Origin of the sequence: Adlercreutzia sp. DFI.6.23, from assembly GCF_024462535.1 — a bacterium.
GTDB classification, from domain to species: domain Bacteria; phylum Actinomycetota; class Coriobacteriia; order Coriobacteriales; family Eggerthellaceae; genus Adlercreutzia; species Adlercreutzia rubneri.
Genome location: NZ_JANGBP010000006.1, coordinates 157,744 through 175,741, shown reverse-complemented (window position 1 = coordinate 175,741; position 17,998 = coordinate 157,744). Strand labels below are relative to the sequence as shown.

The window sequence follows — 17,998 nt, the reverse complement described above, 5'->3', positions numbered from 1 at the left end:
ACAGCAGAATTCTCGATTTACCAAACTACGCTTAAACGCGCTTTGGCAATAAACTAAGCTCCAAAACCGACGAGTTGCGCCTTGGCGGCCGCCAGCTGCACGCGCACCGCTTCGGGGGCCGTGCCGCCGAAGGTGGTGCGGGCGGCAACGATGGCGGGCAGGTTCAGGCACTCCACGATATCGGATTCGAAGAGATCGCTCTCCGCCTTGAAATCGTCCAGCGTGAGGTCTTCCAAATCGCAGCCGCGCTGGTCGCACAGAAGCACCAGATGCCCCACGATCTCGTGGGCCCGGCGGAATGGCAGGCCCTTCTTGGCCAGGTAATCGGCCACATCTGTCGCGGCCAGATATCCCTTCTTCGCTTGGGCGGCCATGGCGTCGGCGTTCACCGTCATGGTGGCGATCATGCCGGCGGCGCATACGTAGCAGTCCTCCAGGGTGTCGGCGGCGTCCATGGCGCCTTCCTTGTCCTCCTGCAGATCCTTGTTGTAGGCGAGCGGCAACGACTTCAGCGTCATCATGAGGGCCACCAGATCGCCCACGACCCGGCCCGACTTGCCGCGGATAAGCTCCGCGAAATCGGGGTTCTTCTTCTGAGGCATGATAGAGGAGCCGGTGGAGTAGGCGTCCGACAGCGTGATGAATCCGAACTCCGCCGACGACCACAGCACGATCTCCTCGCACAAACGCGACAGGTGCAAGCACGACACGCTACAGGCGTAGATGAGGTCGAGCAAGAAGTCGCGGTCGGACACAGCATCGAGCGAGTTCGGGATGGGATGGTCGAAGCCGAGCGCCTCTGCGGTGGCGAAGCGGTCGAGCGGGTAGGTGGTTCCGGCCAACGCGGCGGCTCCCAAGGGGCACGCGTCGGCGGCGTCGCGGGCGGCGGCGAGGCGCTCGTAATCGCGCGCGAGCATCTGCACGTAGGCGAGCATATGGTGCGAGAACAGCACCGGCTGGGCATGCTGCAGGTGCGTGTAGCCCGGCAGGATGACGTCGAAGTTCGCCTCGGCCTGGACGATGAGCGCCTCGCGCAGGGCGACGTTGGCGGCCATGAGCTCGCCGGCGCGACGCTTGGCGTACAGGCGCGTGTCCGTGGCCACCTGGTCGTTGCGCGAGCGGCCCGTGTGCAGCCGCGCCCCGGCATCCCCCACGCGGCGGGTCAACTCCGCCTCGATGGCCATGTGGATGTCCTCGCTTTCCATCACGTCGAACGTGAGCGCGCCGGAGGTGATGTCGGCCAGAATGTCCTGAAGCCCTTCTGTAATGGCTTCGGCATCGGCGGTCGCGATGATGCCCTGAGCGGCCAGCATGCTAGCATGGGCGATAGAGCCGGCGATGTCCTCGGCGTAGAGTCGCTGATCCACGGGCAGCGACGCCCCGAAGCGCTGGGTAAAGGCATCGGCGCCTTCGGTGAATCTTCCAGACCACAGTGCCATAGTGTCTCCTCGGTAAATCGGTAAGCCAGGCGGGCGGCCCTCAAGACCGCCCGCTCCCCTCGTTGTCGCGCTCGTTGAGCGTCCCTAGGCCGTGACGGCGTCGGCGCCTTCCAGAATCTCCTCGGCTTCCTCCACCACGGCGCTCATCTTGCCGTAAGCAGTGTTCGCGAGGTTCACGTCGTCGTAGGAAGGCATGCGCGCGCCCGTGGCGAGCCGGTTTTTCGCCCACACCTTGCAGGACAGGCCGTGGATGTCGATGAAGCCCTTGGCGGCCTGGTGGTCGAAAGCGTCGTCGGCGTCGTAGGTGGCCAGACCGAAATCATACAGCGAATAGGTGCTCTTGCGTCCCACCACGGTGCAGGAACCCTTGAAGAACTTCAGCTTCACCGTGCCGGACACGCATTGCTGGGTGTGGGCGAGGAAGGCGTCGAAGGCCTCCTTCAGCGGCGAGAACCACAGGCCGTTGTACACCTGCTCGGCCCAGGTCTGCTCGATGGCGAGTTTGTGGTGCAGCACGCCCCGCTCCAGGCACAGATCCTCCAGGGCCTTGTGGGCCTGGATGAGGGCCAGGCCACCCGGCACCTCGTAGCACTCGCGGCTCTTCACGCCCACGAGCCGGTTCTCCACCATATCGATGCGGCCGTAGCCGTTGGTGCCGGCGATATCGTTCATGGCGTAGATGATGTCGAGGAAGCTCATCGGAGTGCCGTCAAGCGCGCAGGGAACGCCCTGATCGAACTCGATTTCCACGTAGGTGGGCTCATCGGGCGCGCAGGCCGGATCGCACGTCATGGTCCAAATGTCCGCCGGCGGCTCGCACCAGGGATCTTCCAGCACGCCGCACTCGATGGCCCGGCCCCACAGATTGTCGTCGATGGAATAGGGCTTGTCGGTCGTGGCCTTCACTGGCACGCCGTGGGCCGCCGCCCACTCGATCTCGTCGGCCCGGCAGCCGAGATCCCAGTTGCGCACCGGCGCGATGATGGTGAGCGCCGGATCCAGCATGAGCACCGAAGATTCGAAGCGCACCTGGTCGTTGCCCTTGCCCGTGCAGCCATGGGCCACGTACTTGGCGCCGAACTGGTGGGCCACCGCCACGAGATGCTTCGCGATGAGCGGCCGCGACAGCGCGCTCACGAGCGGGTACTTGTTCTCGTACATGGCATTGGCGGCCATGGCGCAGGAGAGGTACTCGTTGGCGAAGGTCTCCCGCATGTCGATGACGGCGCAGCCGATGGCGCCGGTGGCGAGCGCCTTGGCCTTGATGGCCTCGAGGCCCTCGTGCTCCTGGCCGAGATCGCCCACGACGGCGATGACGTCGAGATCGTATTCCTCTTGCAGCCATTTGATGCACACGGAGGTGTCGAGGCCGCCGGAGTAGGCGAGCACGCACCGTTCCTTCTCGCCGGGGGCCGGCTTGGCGGAGATCTGCGGGGCGTCGTGAAGGGATGAGTTCGTCGTAGTCATGGGAGTTGCCTTTCGTGTCGGGAGCTGCTTTTGGGTTTCCTTATGGGGTGCCCGGCTCGCTTTGCGATGGAAAGGCGTGGCGTGAAGTCGCGTCTGGGACGATGCGCAGGGTTCCTGCGCGATGGTGCTTGAGGTTTCGAAGAGGAACTTCGGGAGGCCACGGCCTTTGGCGGACCCGGGCGGGGCCGCACGGCGGTGCGCTGAGCGCGCGAAAAGATCTGCTACGCGCGTCGGCGTCGCAGAGAAGAGGTACGTCGGCGTCGGTCGACGTAAGCCGTGGCGAGGAACTGGGGGCACGGGGCAGCAGCAGCGATTCCGCTGTGCTTGGAAGCTATGAGAGCTGCTGCCTGCATCGTGACAATTCCTTTCAAGTACGCGCAGCCGTCCGAGTTATGGGGCCCTGGCGCCTTGCGCCGTAAGCCCTCGGCTGTGCGGTTGACGGCATTATGCCCTAATTTATGAGTCGTCAACCCCGAATTTCAAAATTTTTGCGGAAACGGCGCAATTTAATTGTGCACTGTGCTGTGCAGTTGCACAAAAATTTGCTGATTCTACCTGGGAAATTGTGCGCTTATAAGCAAGAGCGACCCAAGCTTTTTGTGCAAGGGTCGCTCGATGAAGACTCAATGTGATGGCATCTTACAGCAGCTGCTCCAGTTTCTGCACCAGCACGTCCACGTCGGCTTCCGTGCAGATGAGCGGGGGCAAGAAGCGCAGCGTGTGGGGGCCCGTGGCGTTCAGGACGAGGCCCGCTTCCAGGCCGGCGGCCACCACATCGGGCGCCGACGGCGCCTCATGGGTGAGATCGATGCCGTTCATGAGGCCGAAGCCGCGCACCTCCTGCACGTGGGGCAGCCGGGCCAAACGCTCGCGCATGTAGGCGCCGACCGACTCGATCTGCGCGCCCATGCCCGGGGCGAGCAGCGTGGAGAGCGTCACGTGGGCCGCGGCCATGGCGATGTTCGAGCCGCCGAAGGTGGTGCCGTGATCGCCCGGCGCGAACGCCGCCGCGATGGAGCTTTTGGCCGCGCAGGCGCCGGCCACCACACCAGAGGCGATGCCCTTGGCCATGGTGACGATGTCGGGCAGCACCCCGAAGTTCTGGAACCCGTAGGGCAGCCCCGTGCGGAAGATGCCACTCTGCACCTCGTCGCAGATCATGAGCGCACCGTGCTCTTCGGTGAGGCGGCGGATGGCGCCGACGAACTCCTCGGTGCAGGGATGTACGCCGCTCTCGCCCTGGATGCACTCGATCATGACGGCGCAGATGCGGTCGCCCTGGGTCTCGAACAGGCGCTCGAGCGCTTCCACGTCGTTGATGGGCGTGGCCGTGAACCCGGCCGGCAGCGGCTGGAAAGCCTCCTGCTTGGCCGGCTGGGCCGTGGCCGCAAGCGTCGCCAAGGTGCGGCCGTGAAAGCTCTTGGCCAGCGTGACGATGAGGCGCGGGGCCAGCTCGGCATCTTTGCCGGCGGCTTCCGTGCGGCGACGGGCGTACAGGCGCGCCAGCTTGATGGCGCACTCGTTGGCCTCGGCGCCGGAGTTCGCGAAGAAGGTCTTCCACGTCTCGGGGCTCGGCTCATCGACGTAGGCGTTCAGCATGTTCGACAGCAGCTGGGCCACTTCCCCGCGGTGCTCGATGTAGTAGTAGTTGCTCACGTGGATGAGCTTGGCCGCCTGATCGCTCACGGCCTGCACGATGGAGGGGTGGCAGTGGCCGAGGCTGCAGACACCGATGCCGGAGAGGAAATCGAGGTACTCGTTGCCGGCATCGTCGATGAGCGTCATGCCGTGGCCTTCGACGAATTCCACGGGCTTGCGGGCGAAGGTGCCCATCACGTATTCGGATTCCAAAGCCATTTCGCGGGCGAGAGTCATGGGATGCTCCTAACGGTTTTCGATGAGCTTGGCGGCGAATTTGCTGACAGGGGAGACGTTCAGGAACTGGGCCGAGGCGAGGCCTCCCACCATGGTGCCCATGCCGGAGTCGGTGAGCAGCTCCAGCAGCAACGCGTGGGGCACCGTGCCGTTGATGATATGGGCGGCGCTAACGCCGGAATCCAGCGCGCGCACGCAGCTGGAAAGCTTCGGGATCATGCCCGAGGAGAGTTTGTCGCCGCGCACCATGGCCTCGGCCTCGCCGAGGGTCATCTCGGCGATGAGGGAGTCGGGGTCGGGGTAGTTCTCGTAGAGGCCGTCCACATCGGTGAGGAAGATGATCTTGTGGGCGCCGATAGCCGCAGCAATGTAGCCGGCCGCCACGTCGGCGTTCACGTTGTAACAACCGCCGTCCTCGCCGATGGCGATGGAGGCAATGATGGGGATGTAATCGTCGGCCACCAAGTCCTCGATGAGCTGGGTGTTGATGCGGGTGATCTTGCCCACGCGCCCCAACTCCGGTCGGGCCTGCTCGGCCACGATGATGCCGGCGTCGGTTCCCGAGACGCCCACGCCCATGTTGCCGTGGGCGTTCATGGCCTCCACCAGATGCTGGTTCACTTCCCCGGTGAGCACCATGCGCACGAGATCCATGGCGTCGTCGGTGGTGACGCGCTGGCCGTCGATGAATTCCACGGGCAAGTTGAAGTTGGAGAAGGCGCGGTTGATGGCCTTGCCGCCGCCGTGGACGAGCACCGGGTTCACACCCAAGATCTTCAAAAGCACGATATCGGCCATGACTTCGGCGGCCAGCTGGGGGTTTTCCATGGCCGAGCCGCCGTACTTGATGACGATGGTCTTGCCCGTCACCTGCTTGAGCCATGGCATGGCCTCGTAGAGGATCTCGCCGGTGCGTACGGGTACGCCCTCAGCGCGAGCTTCGTTAGCGTATTTCATGAGCGGTAATCTCCATTGATCGTCACGTACTCGTGCGAGAAGTCGCAGGTCCACATCGTGGCCGACTCCTCCCCCGCGTGCAGATCCACCTCGATGGTCACTTCGGGTTCTTCGAAGCGACGCAGGGCCTCTTCTTCGTCGAAATCGACCACCAGGCCGGCACGGCACACAGGCAGGCCCAGTATATCGATATCCACGTCCTCCTGGTTGAAACGAGCACCGGACCGTCCGAGGGCGGCGGCAACACGGCCCCAGTTGGCATCGTGCCCGTAGACGGCGGTCTTCACGAGTGGCGAATTCGCCACCGTACGGGCAGCCGCATCGGCGTCGTCAGCCGTAACGGCCCCGCGCACGGTAACGGTGATGAGGCGCGTGGCCCCCTCGCCGTCGGCGGCCATCTTGCGGGCGAGCGTCGTCGCAAGCTGATCGAGAGCGCGCTGGAAGGCATCGAAGGCCGGCGTCCCGGGCGTGAAAGCGGGGCCGTCGGGCGCGGCAGCGCCGGAAGCCAGGGCGAAGCAGGTGTCGTTGGTGGAGGTATCGGAGTCCACCGTCACCTTGTTGAAGCTCTTGCTCACCGCCGCCGTGAGGGCCTGGGACAGATCGGGCGCGGCGAGAGGCGCGTCGGTGGTGATGACGGCGATCATGGTAGCCATATTCGGCATGATCATACCGGCGCCCTTGCACATGCCTCCCACCGTGAAGGTGACGCCCGGATATCCGATGCCGTCGCCGGAGAAGCTGACCGAGCCGTGTTTGGGACAGGTGTCCGTGGTCATGATGGCGCGGGCCGCCGTTGCGCCTTGGGATGTGCGGCCGGCGAGATCGTCGGCCACTTTCGCCATGGCCGCAAGCGCTGCTGGCACACCCTCCGCGAAGGGCTCAAGGCGCAGGTGCTGGCCGATAACGCCCGTGGAGGCCACGAGCACCTCGTCGGCCGGACAGCCCACGGCCTCGCCGACGAGCTCGGCGGTCTTACGGGCGTTTTCCAAACCGATCTCACCCGTGGCGGCGTTCGCGATGCCGGAGTTGACGACAACCGCCCGCGCGCATCCGTAGGCGGGAGCTCCCGCGCCCCCCTCGTTCAGGTGCTCGCGGGACACGCGCACGGGCGCCGCGCAGAACACATTGGTCGTGAAGGTGGCCGCCGCCGCACAGGGCTCGTCGGCCACGACGAGCGCCATGTCGAGACGCTCAGGATCGGCCCTAAAGCCCGCGTGTACGCCCACGGCGAAAAAGCCGAGCGCGCTGGCCGCGTTGCCCTCGGGATCGAAAGCGAAAGTGTCGTTCTCGGTCATAGGTCCTCTCTTTCCCACGGGACGGCGCCGAGGCGGCCCTCATCCCCTTCCACTGCTATACGGGGTTGGCGATCTCTTCCAAACCGCAAGTCTCGGGCAGGCCGAACACGATGTTGGCGCACTGCACGCCCTGACCGGCCGCGCCCTTCCCCAGGTTGTCGATGGCACCGGTGGCCACAATCATGCCGGCAGGGTGCACCGCCACGCCCACTTGGGCGCGACAGGTTCCCGCCACCGACGCCGTGCGCGGCTGCACGCCGGCGTCCATGACGGACACGAGCGGGCTTGCCGCATAGAAGTCGCGATACAACTCCACAAGCTCCTCGGTGGTAGGGGCGGCGCCCGGGGCCAGCGGCAACGTCACCGTGGACAGCAACCCGCGGTTGAGCGGAGCCAGATGCGGCGTGAACACGAGCCGGCCCTCGAGCCCCAGGATCTGCTCAATCTCGGGGGTGTGGCGATGGGTGCCCACGCCGTAAGCCTCCAGGTTCTCGTTGGCGAAGCAGTAATGGGTGCGCTCCGTGGCCTTCTTGCCCGCGCCGGTCACGCCCGAGACGGCATCGGCCACCACGGGGGCAGCAGCGTCCACGAGGCCCGCACGGATGGCGGGCGCAGCGGCAAGGGAAGTGGCCGTCGGGTAGCAGCCGGCGCAGCCCACGAGCACGGCCTCGCCGGCAGCGCGGCGCTCGGCCGCGGCGGCCAACTCATCGCCGGTCAGCTCGGGCAGTCCGAAGGCGGCCTGGGCCAAAAGGTCGGTGGCGGTGTGGGGCGCGTACCATTTCTCGTAGATAGCAGGATCCTTCAGGCGGAAGTCGGCCGACAGATCGACGACCGTGACACCGGCGGCGATAAGGTTGGGCGCCATGCCCATGGCCGCCTTATGGGGCACTGCCAAAAACACCACGTCGAAGGCAGAGAAATCAGTATCCTCGTGGGTGGAGAACGCGAGATCGGTTACCCCGGTGAAGGCGGGATAGGCCTTCGCAATGGGCGTTCCCGCCAGCGCGTCGGAAGTCGCCGCCGCCAAGTCGAACTCGGGGTGGCGCGACAGCAGGCGCACCAGCTCGATGCCGGCGAAACCGGCCGCTCCCACAACTCCCGCTCGATAGCCCATAGAAACTTCCTTCCTCTCTGCCCGTTTATATATTCGGCTCTTTCTTGAGCATGCGCACAAAGATGAGCGTTTTCATTACTGTTTTCATCATACCCCCACTGGGGCCATCCCAAAGGCAAAAAGCTCCGTTTATGACAACTTGGAGCAGGTTGCGCCCCTTCCCTGCCCCGCACGCCCCCTTCCGCTAGACTTAGGCGCACATCTTTTGGAAAGGAGCTCCCATGAGCAACAAAGGCAAGAAGGTCAAGGTGCACTACACCGGCACGCTGGACGACGGCACCAAGTTCGATTCGTCCGTGGATCGCGGCGAGCCCATCGAGTTTGTCTGCATGGCCGGCCAGATGATCCCCGGCTTCGACGCCGCCGTGGAGGACATGGCCATCGGCGAGAAGAAGACCGTGCACATCCCGGCCGCCGAGGCCTATGGCGAGCGCGATGACGCCATGGTGCAGAAGGTGCCCGTGGATCAGATTCCCAACGCCGACCAGCTGCCCGTCGGGCAGACCGTCTACATGATGGGCCCGGGCGGCCAGCCCTTCCCCGTGTTCGTGCAGTCCATCGAAGACGGCATTGTCACCTTCGACATGAATCACGAGTTGGCGGGCAAGGACTTGAACTTCGACATCGAACTTGTCGAGGTTGAGGACTAACCCCGGTTGTCCGGTCGGGAGTTGGCGGAGGGGGCACCGTGCTCAAACAGCATTGAAGTGCAGGGCTCGTCGAGGGTTCCGACATTTCCTAATGCACTTCAATGAACTGCGCGCGGCACCCCCTCCGCCAACTCCCGACCTACTCTTACTTACTTGAGCTTACTTGAGCTTATTTGAAGCGACCCCGCCGACTTTGGCGGGGTCGCTTTGCGTTTGGGGAAAACCGAGGCTGCCCTGGGTGGGAAATTGGCAGCCGGCAAGGCTTGAGAGTCGGTGACTCGGCACGCCAAGGGGCATGCGGCAGATGCAAGCGCGGCAGCACGGGGCCAACGAAAAAGTGGCACCATGCGGCGAAGCGGAGACGCCTGCCGCGACGAACCTAGGCGAGCGCTTCGGACAGAGAAGCCTCGAACGCCTCGGAGGCGGCAGGCTTCACCTCGGTTTTCTTCTGGAAAAGGCCCTTGAACGCGGAGGGCAGCGCGGCCCAGACGCCAACTTGGGGCACGGCATCGGCCTCGACGAGCGACTGCACGGCGCTGGAAGCCGCCTTTGAGTTGATGCCCATATGGGCGAAGCGCTGCTCCAGCTTGGCGCAGTAGGCGGCGTCGGCGGAATCGAGGGAAGCAACGGCGGCTGTAGCCTGGTCGTTGAACAGTTTCATGGTGGTTCTCCTTTCGACGGCGCCTAGTTTAGGCCCACGATGAAGGTCATCGTTTGGTCGATCGGATGAAGCTCGATGCCTCGCTTTGTGCAGTTGCACAACGATATGCGCATCGTGCCCTTTTCGCAGAAACGCACGCACGCCCCATTGCAGCAAGAGCGCCGAATAAAACGCTGCCCCCGGAAATCGGAGGTTACCCCAACGGCGCCTAGAGCGCGCCCGGGGCTACGTCAGATAGGCCAAGGTGAGCAGGGCAGCCAGTTCGCGATCGGTCGCGTCTTGCACGGAAAGAACTTCCTTGATCTTCTTCAGGCGGTAGCGCACAGTGTTCGGGTGCTGGAACAGGGCCTCAGCCGTGCGGCTCACCTCGCCGCAGGAAGCGGCGAAGGCCTCGGCGGTCGGCCCCAGGTCGCTACCGTGCTCGGCATCGTAGTCGAACAGAAGCGAGCGCAGAAGGTCGGCGGCACGCGCGTACAGGCGGTCGCTTCGGGCCGCGGCGCGGAAGGCGTCGAAGCGCAGGGTGGTCCAGCGCACGATGCCGGCGTCCTCCCGCTCGGCCGTGCGCAGGGCGGCCATGGCCTGGCGCACGGCTAGATCCCCCTCCCCCAGGCTCACCTCCTGGCTGATACCGCACACCAAAGGCCCGGCCATGGCGATGCACTTCGCCAGGTCGGCGTCGGAGATGGCGATAGCCTTCAGCGGGGGCCTCTTGAAGGAGACGAACCCCAGAAGCATCCCACGGTAGCGGCACACAAACGTGCGCTCGACATCGTCCCAGCGCTCGCCATAACCGGCGAGCACCCCTTCCACCACTTTCTGCAGAGCGCGCAGCGACGCCCCATCGTCGGTGATGGGGCGTATGGCCACACACTGGATAGTGGCGCCCGTAACCCCCGCGATGGTGAAGAACGTAGAGCGCACGGCCTGCTCGTCGGAAGGCGCCAGAATGAGGTCGATCAGGTGGTTGCGCTCCCACTCGGCGGCATCGTCGTCGAGCAGGTTCATGAGGTCGGCGATGACTCGCTCCATATAGCGCCCCTCATAGAAGAACACGGGCACACCCCGGGCGGTCGAGGCCTCCGCCACCGATGGCGGCAGCTCCTTCAGCACCACGGGCTTCACGGCCACCGCCGCCACGCCGTACTCGATGAGCGCGAGCAGCGCCTCTTCGGCCAGATCGGGGTGCATCCCGGCGAAACCCAAGGTGGTGAACACGAATTCGCCCGAGGTGAACACCTCATAGCCGCCCGTGAAGGGCTCGTGATCGAGGGTTCCCACGCCCGTGACCTCGCGCTCGGCCGCCCCCTCGCAAGGCGCCGCCAACCAAATGCTGTCGAAGGCCCTCATGTTCATAACGTCGCCAACGGTGATCATGAGATTCTCCTAACTGCCATGGCGGGCGGAGCGGCGGAAGGTGCGTTTGCGGAGGAAGGAACCCTCGGGCACGTGAGCGGCAGGGGCACCACCGCACGCGCCACCTTCCACGAGGATGCGGTAGAGGTTGCAGGAGCGGTTGGCCACGGCGGCGGCTTCCCAGTCAGCGGTGGTGGCGCGGGTGAGGGCCTCTTCCACCGTGGCAGGGGCGTCCTCGTCGTGGTTGTCAGGGCCGAAGGTGTTGAGCCAGTGCAGGTCGCGCACGATGAGCCGGCGACTGGGCTCGTGGGGCGCGAGGACTTCCAGCTCGTCGCCTTCCGCGAAGCGGTTGCGGCACAGGAGGTAGAGGTGGTGCGGGTCGCCGGCGACGACGTCCGCGATGTGCATGGTCTCTTGTTCGTAGCCGTCGTAGGCGGGGGCCTGCTCCGCCTCGGAGAAGTAGAAGCCCGTGCCGTAGGGGCGGTGGGAGACGGCCAGAAGCTCGTCAGCCACCTCATCGGGCGGTTCGCCGTCAAGCACGCGGCGATAGGCGCCCACGACCGTAGCCACGTAGAACGCCTTCTTGTTGCGGCCCTCGATCTTGATGGAATCGACTCCCGCATCAGCCAGCGCCTGCAGGTGCGCAAGCATGTTAAGATCTTTCGCGTTCATAATGAAGGTGCCGCGGTCGTCCTCCTCAATGGGAAAGAATTCGCCGGGCCGCTTTTCCTCTTCCAGAAGGAACTCCACGGGTCGCCCCGCCGCGAACTCCGTAGGGGCGGACTTTAGTCCGCCCTGGATACCGATGGCGTTTTCGCTTTGCGGCAACTCAACCACACTTGCGGGCGAGGGGCGACCGAGGTCGCCCCCTGCGGGTTCATCCGGCCGCGTCGCCGCAGGCGAGGCGGCGCCGAGCTGGTAGCTCCAGCGGCACGGCTGGGTGCAGTGGCCCTTGTTGCCGGAGCGGCCGGTGAGGTAGCTGCTGATGAGGCAGCGGCCCGAGACGGCCATGCACATGGCGCCGTGGGCGAAGGCCTCGATTTCCAGATCGGGCGGCGCGTCCTGGCGCAGGCGGGCGATGTCGGCCAGCGACATCTCGCGGGCGCACACCACGCGGCTCGCGCCGAGGGAATGCCACACCCGGGCGGCGGTCGCATTGGCCACCGAGGCCTGGGTGCTCACATGGCGCTCCACCCGCGGCGCCACCTCCCCGGCCACGGCGAAAGCGCCCACATCGCCGATGATGAAGGCGTCCACGCCAGCCGCGTCCAGCGCACGGAAGAACGGCGGCAGCCCGTCGATGTCGTCGGGATGCATGAGGATGTTGCAGGTGACGTGCACCTTCACGCCATGGTCGTGGGCGAAGGCCACCGCGGCGGGAATCTCGTCCATGCGGAAGTTCGCCGCCCGCGCTCGCATACCGAACCGCTCAGCTGCCAAATACACCGCATCGGCCCCAAAGGCCACCGCGGCCCGCAGCTGTTCCATGCCACCCGCCGGCGCCAGAAGCTCCATGCCGATTTTGCCCAACGAGCTACCCCTCGAACGTCACGCGGGCACCCTGGGGGGTGTCCTCGATCACGAAGCCGAGGTCGGCCAGGCCGTTGCGGACGCCGTCGGCCACGGCCCACATCTTCTCGGCGCGGGCGGTGGCGCGGGCCTCGAGCAGACGGGCCACGGCGATCTCGGAGTCGTCGCCCTCGTAGCCGGCCAAGTCGGCGGCCAGGCCCACCACTTCCGCGGGATAGGCCGCGCCTGCCTCGGCGGCGGTCACATCGATGCCGAGCACGTCCATGAGCTCGACGATGGCATCCCGGGCAGCGCGGCCGGCCGCGGCCTCTTCGGCCGCCAGCACGGTCACATCGGCCACAAGCCCGTTCACATCGCTCACGAAGGAGAAGATCTCGCCCAGAGCCGCCGGAGCGTTGAAGTCGTCGTCCATAGCCTCGGCGAAGTTGGCCCTCAGCACGGCCACGCGATCGGTCAGCGCCGCCGCATCCAGCACGGCCGCGAGCTCGCCCTCGGCGGTTTCCGGGGCCAGGGCCGCCTCGCCGCGGGGCGTGCCCGTCTCCAACAGCCAATCGAGGGCCTTCACGGCGTTCTCGATGCGCGTGAGGGCCGCGTCGGCCTCGTTCATGCGCTGCTCGCCGAACACGAGGGGGCTGCGGTAGTGGCTCTGCAGCATGAGCATGCGCAGGGCCTCGGGCCGCACCTGCTCGAGCACCTCGCGCAGCAGCAGGAAGTTGTTCAGCGACTTCGACATCTTCTCGGTCTCGCCGGTTTCGGCATTGGCGATCTGCAGCATGCCGGAGTGCATCCAGTAGTTGGCAAACGTGCTGTCACAGGCGCACTCGGATTGGGCGCGCTCGTTCTCGTGGTGCGGGAACACCAGATCGGCCCCGCCGCCGTGGATGTCGAAGGGCAGTCCCAGGTACTTCTCGGACATGGCCGAGCACTCGATGTGCCAACCGGGACGGCCCTGGCCCCAGGGCGATTCCCACGCGGGCTCGCCGGGCTTGGCCGCCTTCCACAGGGCGAAGTCCAGCTCATCGCGCTTGCGCTCTTCCAAGCCCTGGCCATCGGCGCGCAGCTCGCGATGGCCGCTTTCCGCCTCGTCCACATCGCGACCCGAGAGCTGGCCGTAGCCCGGATAGGAGCGCACGTCGAAGTACACGTCGCCCTCCGACACGTAGGCATGGCCGCGCTCGATCAAGCGCTCGATAAGCGCGATCATGGTGCCGATCTCCTCGGTGGCTTTCGGGCGGATATCCGGATCCTGCACGCCAGCCGCGCGCATGTCCTCGATGAACAGACGCGTGTACTCCTCGGCCACCTCGGCGGCCGTGCGCGCCTCCTCTCCGGCGCGCTTGATGATCTTGTCGTCCACGTCGGTCACGTTCTGCACGAAGGTGACGTCGAAGCCGCGCCAGGTGAGGTAGCGGCGGATCATATCGAAGGAGATGAACGTGCGCGCGTTGCCGATGTGGATGCGGTTGTACACCGTGGGCCCGCACACGTACATGGAGACCTTCCCCGGCTCCACAGGTTCAAAGTCCACCTTCTGGCGGCGGCGCGTATCGTACAACTTAATCATGGGTGAGCTCCTTCGGCGAAAAATAAGGTTCCGGCCATTGTAGCGCAAGAGAGCACCTCGCCTTTGCGACGCAGGGCGATTAGGATATGAACATCAGCCCAACAAGTCGGCGGCCTTCCGCATGACGCCCTTGCGCTTGGCTGTGCTTCTTACGATGCGTTGCGTCAGATCGTGGGCGTCATCGGCCAGGCCAACCCTCGCCGACTCGATAGCGGCCGCCTCGAATGCCGCTTCCAACGAACTGGCCAATTCCTCAAGAATCTTCGCAGCCACTCGCTTCGGCTGGCGCATATCCTGAGCATGATGGGGTTTTTGCGTCTCGTACTTCTCCCCCGAAGTGAGGCCGATAGCTTGGCAGAAGTCTTCCTGGTGCACCCGCCGCAACACCTGGAGCGCGCCGTCGCCGGATCCCTCCATCATCTCGCGATCGTAGCGACGAACAACGAAAAGAGGGTGCTCGCCTAAGACAATACGTCTCGGGAACTTCGAACCCCATAGCCCGCGCTGCTTCCATGCAAATAAATTCGTTGGAGGCCAGAAGCGGAAAACGATCGGCTATCTGAGGCTTGATGATATGGCTCGACGGTGCTCCCGCCAATGGCGCAAACCAGCCCTTGTCCAAAGGAGCACGATCGTCATAAAAAAGCGCGATCTTCTCTTGGCCTCCAGCAAGGGATAGGCGATACTCCGCGCGAAGTTGGGCGATGGCGCCGTACGGGTAGCGAACGATTTCCTCAAGGGTGTTTGGGAGCGGAACATAGGCCGCCTCCCCTGGCAAATCACAGCTATCACCCTCTTCCAGTATGACGACATCGCCGGCACAATCCTTGCCGAGCACGCGAATGAGTTCCATAGGTCGCATGGCCGACACATGGAACTGACGCGCCACCGCCTCGCGAACATCGTCTTCGGGGAGAAGGCCCTCAAAGAACGGCATCGCCTCATAGCCCGTGTAGCGACGAGCTGAAAGCGGCAGCGATAGGGACAGCGGCACAGCAGATGACGACTTCAGTTAGGCCTCATCATAGGTAAAACCATAGAACGGCTCGCTGTTGCCCTTGTCGAGAGCGCCAACTAAGACGCCCCCTTGAAGCACCTTGAGCGACTCGCTCATCGCGCCCCTCCTCTCACGTCGATACTCAGGTCAAGTCCGAGCATAGAAGCCACACCGAGAGCCTTGCCGAACTGAATGGTCTCCTTGCCATTCTCCAAATCGGAAATGAAACGCGTGCCGCACCCGCAATAATCGGCCATCTGTTGCTGCGAATAGCCGAGCTCTTTGCGACGCGCGCGAATAGCTTGTCCGAGGACCTCCGTCGAGTTAATGCGCATAATGGTCTCATCACCTATCGGGAATATCTGGTGTTCGTGAACTATATCATTCCCGATCGGGAATGAAAAAGGAATTCAAGTGGTTCCATTACCGATCGGGAATGATATGGAACTACTAATTTTAGTCAGCCAGCTATGCCCTATCGCCGACGAGCCCTATTCTTCCCCGTCGTCCAGGTAGTTGCGCAGGGCCTGCATGCGGCGATCCAGCTCAGCGGCGGTGTCGGCCAGATCGGCCAGCTCCGCGGCCACGGCGGCGGCATCCTCCTCGGCGAGGTCCTTCTTATAGCGCAGCTGGTGCTCCAGCGAGGCCCAGAAGTTCATGGAGATGGTGCGCAGCTGCACCTCCACCTTCACGCAGCGCTTTTCGCGTTCCAGGAAAATGGGCACCTCGACGATGAGATGCAAACTGCGGTACCCGCTCGGTTTCGGGGAGGCCACATAGTCGCGCCGCTCGATAAGTCGCACGTCATCCTGGGAGAGCAGCGACTCGGCCAGGGAGAACATATCTTCGGGGAAGGTGCAGACGACGCGCACGCCGGCAACATCGTAGATGTTCTTCTCGATGGAGTCCACCGACACGGGAAAGCCCTTGCGGACAAGCTTCTTCGCTAAGCTGTCGGTGCTCTTCAGGCGCGATTTGATGGACTCGATGGGGTTGCGATCGTGTTGCAGGCCGAACTCGGCATCCAGCACGCGGAACTTCGTCTCCACCTCCATCATGGCGCACTCGTAGTAGGTCATAAGCCGCCGGTAGGGCGCGAAGTTGCGCTCCAACATGGCAGAGAACTCGTCGCTGCCCGCCAACCGCGCGAGCATCTGGTTCGCCAGCTCCTCCCGCTGCTCGTGCAACGCATCTAGCGCACTTTGGCCCAGCGCGCCCTGGCCGTCACGCAGCCGCACCACCGCGTTTTCGAAAGCTCGCTCCGTCAATCTCGCCATAGCCGCTCCCTTTCCCGCGTCATCGTTGGTCCCTTGCTCCTTCCGAGCATGAGACTTCGCTCTCTTTCGCAAGATGATACTTTGTGGCCCCGATATGGCTTGGAAATCACGAAACATCGGTCGAAATCTACAAAATGAGACTTCATATCCTTCAAATGGCTTGAAAACGACGAAACATCGGTCGGAATTTTCAGATTAAGCTCTTTTGTAATACACGACCTGGGAAAACATCATCCTCAGTATTACAAAGAATGCTGAAAACAAGCTCTTCGACCGATGTTTCGTGTTTTCCAAGCCATTTCAGCCATTTCGGCAAGAAGGTCTCCCGCAGAGAGTGAGCTTCTGCGGGAGATCGCACGAATATGGTTAGCGCATAACAAAATTCTGCATCGATCTATCGCGCCGTCGCTTCGACCCTATCACGCATTCGTGGCTGCGAAAACTCTACCGCACCTCCGCAGCGGCGGACGGAGCGGCTTCGGCCTCGGCGTCTTCCAAATGCACGGAGGCGTGCCAATTGCCGGGTTCGCCGCTTACCTGGTACACGTAGGTGGCGCCGTCCTTTTCGTAGGTGCCCGTGGCGGCGCCGTTAGCGGCCAGCTCGTCAGTCAAGTCGATGGGCTCCACGCCCTCGGGGGCTAAAACCACGTGGCCGTCGGAGGATTCCAGCACCATATCGTCGGCGTTCGGCGAGCCGTCCTCGGCGCCTTCCACCGTGTAGTCGTGAATCTCGTAGGTGGTGCCGTCGAAGTCGCCGCCTTCCGAGATCATGGTCATCTGCACCGCGCCACCCTCGCCGTCGCCCACCTCGTAGGAGACCTCACCGACGGTGGTGTCGCCGTTCTGGCTCATCTGCACGTCCATCTCCACTGGCTCGCCGTTGATCCACACCGTGACCTTCTCCACCCAGGTCTCGCCCGTGGCCGCGTAGCAAACGCCGTTGGTGACCACAAACACCCCGAGCAGGGCCGCACAGGTAGCAGTCGCGAACTTCAGCGCCATGCCGCGCTTTTTCGTCTTCTCCATGGGAATGCCCTTAACCTTTCCTATCAGGTCAGCAGAGGCATGGACCTCGCCCATCATGGCTTTGTATTGGCTTTGGTTGCTCATCTTCCCACGCCTCCTTCAGTGACTGTTTCAGTAGCTTCCTTGCGCGGACGAGCCGGGTGCGCACCGTGGGTTCCTTGATGCCCAGCACCTCGGCGATCTGGCGCGTGCCCATGTCCTCGAAGTAGAACAGGTGCACCACGATGCGGCACTTCTCGGGCAGATCGCCCAAAGCGGCATACAGCGCCTCGTGGGCGGGCTCGGCGAAAGCGGGCTCCTCGAAGGGAGGGGCGTCGCCGTCGCGAATCTCGCGCAGCTCCACCCGCTGGCGCCACAGACTGCGCCAGAGACTCTTGCACTCGTTCACCGTGACGCAGATGAGCCACGCGCGCAGGCGCTCGTCGAGGGCGCCTGTTCGCTTGGTATCGCAACCAGTTCCGTCCCCTGCAGTGCGCTCGCCGTCACGGCCGCGACCGTGGCCGGCATCGCGCCCGGGATCAGGATCGCCATCACATTCGAGCCACGTCGGCGGCTTCTCGTACGGTTTTAGAAACACCGCCTGCACCACGTCCTCGGCATCGGGCACCCGTCGCGTCTGATTGAGCGCGATGCGGTACACCATGTCGGCGTAGTCGTCGACGATCTGTCGGTACTGGCGGTTGTCCACGGGTTTCCTTCTCGTCCGTCGAGAAAGCGGCGACAGCGCGGCCGCTAGCTTGCCGCCCCGTCGCCACCTTCCACAAAAGGCCTTTCACAGACAATACGCTTGGGC

Annotated in this window: 15 protein-coding genes and 1 pseudogene; 1 reads left to right on the top strand and 15 read right to left on the bottom strand. The window is 64.1% G+C overall.

Annotation, left to right across the window (positions count from 1 at the left end; genetic code table 11):
* Positions 1-53: 53 nt before the first annotated feature.
* From argH to argC, 6 genes are all read right to left on the bottom strand, one after another.
* Positions 54-1,439 (bottom strand): argininosuccinate lyase, encoded by a 1,386-nt coding sequence (argH, locus tag NE591_RS07865; RefSeq protein WP_227069723.1) that lies wholly within the window; start codon positions 1,437-1,439, stop codon positions 54-56.
* Positions 1,440-1,523: 84 nt separating this feature from the next.
* Positions 1,524-2,906, bottom strand: a complete 1,383-nt coding sequence (locus NE591_RS07860; protein WP_227069725.1) for an argininosuccinate synthase — start codon at positions 2,904-2,906, stop codon at positions 1,524-1,526.
* A 639-nt stretch (positions 2,907-3,545) separates the two neighbouring features.
* Positions 3,546-4,781, bottom strand: a complete 1,236-nt coding sequence (locus tag NE591_RS07855) for an aminotransferase class III-fold pyridoxal phosphate-dependent enzyme (protein WP_022738949.1) — start codon at positions 4,779-4,781, stop codon at positions 3,546-3,548.
* A gap of 9 nt (positions 4,782-4,790) precedes the next feature.
* Positions 4,791-5,738: an acetylglutamate kinase gene (gene argB / locus NE591_RS07850; protein ID WP_157012659.1), complete on the bottom strand. Its 948-nt coding sequence runs from the start codon at positions 5,736-5,738 to the stop codon at positions 4,791-4,793.
* Positions 5,735-7,033: a bifunctional glutamate N-acetyltransferase/amino-acid acetyltransferase ArgJ gene (gene argJ / locus NE591_RS07845; RefSeq protein WP_256156553.1), complete on the bottom strand. Its 1,299-nt coding sequence runs from the start codon at positions 7,031-7,033 to the stop codon at positions 5,735-5,737. The genes argB and argJ overlap by 4 nt, the downstream gene beginning before the upstream one ends.
* A gap of 55 nt (positions 7,034-7,088) precedes the next feature.
* The gene (gene argC / locus NE591_RS07840; RefSeq protein WP_157012661.1) at positions 7,089-8,147 is read right to left on the bottom strand and encodes an N-acetyl-gamma-glutamyl-phosphate reductase; all 1,059 of its coding nucleotides are present in this window, start codon (positions 8,145-8,147) and stop codon (positions 7,089-7,091) included.
* Between the two features lie 221 nt (positions 8,148-8,368).
* On the opposite strand from argC, the gene NE591_RS07835 reads away from it, so the two are divergent.
* Complete coding sequence (locus tag NE591_RS07835) at positions 8,369-8,797, top strand: peptidylprolyl isomerase (RefSeq protein WP_114538816.1); 429 nt, start codon at positions 8,369-8,371, stop codon at positions 8,795-8,797.
* Positions 8,798-9,176: 379 nt separating this feature from the next.
* On the opposite strand, the gene NE591_RS07830 is transcribed toward NE591_RS07835, so the two are convergent.
* The 9 genes and pseudogenes from NE591_RS07830 to NE591_RS07790 form a co-directional block, all read right to left on the bottom strand.
* Positions 9,177-9,458, bottom strand: a complete 282-nt coding sequence (locus NE591_RS07830; RefSeq protein WP_114538815.1) for a hypothetical protein — start codon at positions 9,456-9,458, stop codon at positions 9,177-9,179.
* Positions 9,459-9,683: 225 nt separating this feature from the next.
* Positions 9,684-10,832: a helix-turn-helix domain-containing protein gene (locus NE591_RS07825; RefSeq protein ID WP_157012663.1), complete on the bottom strand. Its 1,149-nt coding sequence runs from the start codon at positions 10,830-10,832 to the stop codon at positions 9,684-9,686.
* A gap of 9 nt (positions 10,833-10,841) precedes the next feature.
* On the bottom strand, positions 10,842-12,326 hold the full coding sequence (locus NE591_RS07820) for a peptidase U32 family protein (RefSeq protein ID WP_227069945.1): 1,485 nt from the start codon (positions 12,324-12,326) through the stop codon (positions 10,842-10,844).
* 19 nt (positions 12,327-12,345) lie between these two features.
* Entirely contained in the window at positions 12,346-13,905 is a 1,560-nt protein-coding gene (gene cysS / locus NE591_RS07815) for a cysteine--tRNA ligase (protein ID WP_256156552.1), read from the bottom strand.
* A gap of 93 nt (positions 13,906-13,998) precedes the next feature.
* Positions 13,999-14,917: pseudogene (locus tag NE591_RS16265) on the bottom strand (HipA domain-containing protein).
* A gap of 98 nt (positions 14,918-15,015) precedes the next feature.
* Positions 15,016-15,237 (bottom strand): helix-turn-helix transcriptional regulator, encoded by a 222-nt coding sequence (locus NE591_RS07805; RefSeq protein ID WP_157012668.1) that lies wholly within the window; start codon positions 15,235-15,237, stop codon positions 15,016-15,018.
* A 156-nt stretch (positions 15,238-15,393) separates the two neighbouring features.
* On the bottom strand, positions 15,394-16,179 hold the full coding sequence (locus tag NE591_RS07800) for a GTP pyrophosphokinase family protein (protein ID WP_197745982.1): 786 nt from the start codon (positions 16,177-16,179) through the stop codon (positions 15,394-15,396).
* A 444-nt stretch (positions 16,180-16,623) separates the two neighbouring features.
* A complete protein-coding gene (locus NE591_RS07795) occupies positions 16,624-17,205 on the bottom strand; it encodes a hypothetical protein (RefSeq protein WP_114538809.1) in 582 nt (193 codons plus the stop codon).
* A 28-nt stretch (positions 17,206-17,233) separates the two neighbouring features.
* Positions 17,234-17,893, bottom strand: a complete 660-nt coding sequence (locus NE591_RS07790) for an RNA polymerase sigma factor (protein ID WP_157012669.1) — start codon at positions 17,891-17,893, stop codon at positions 17,234-17,236.
* Positions 17,894-17,998 lie beyond the last annotated feature (105 nt).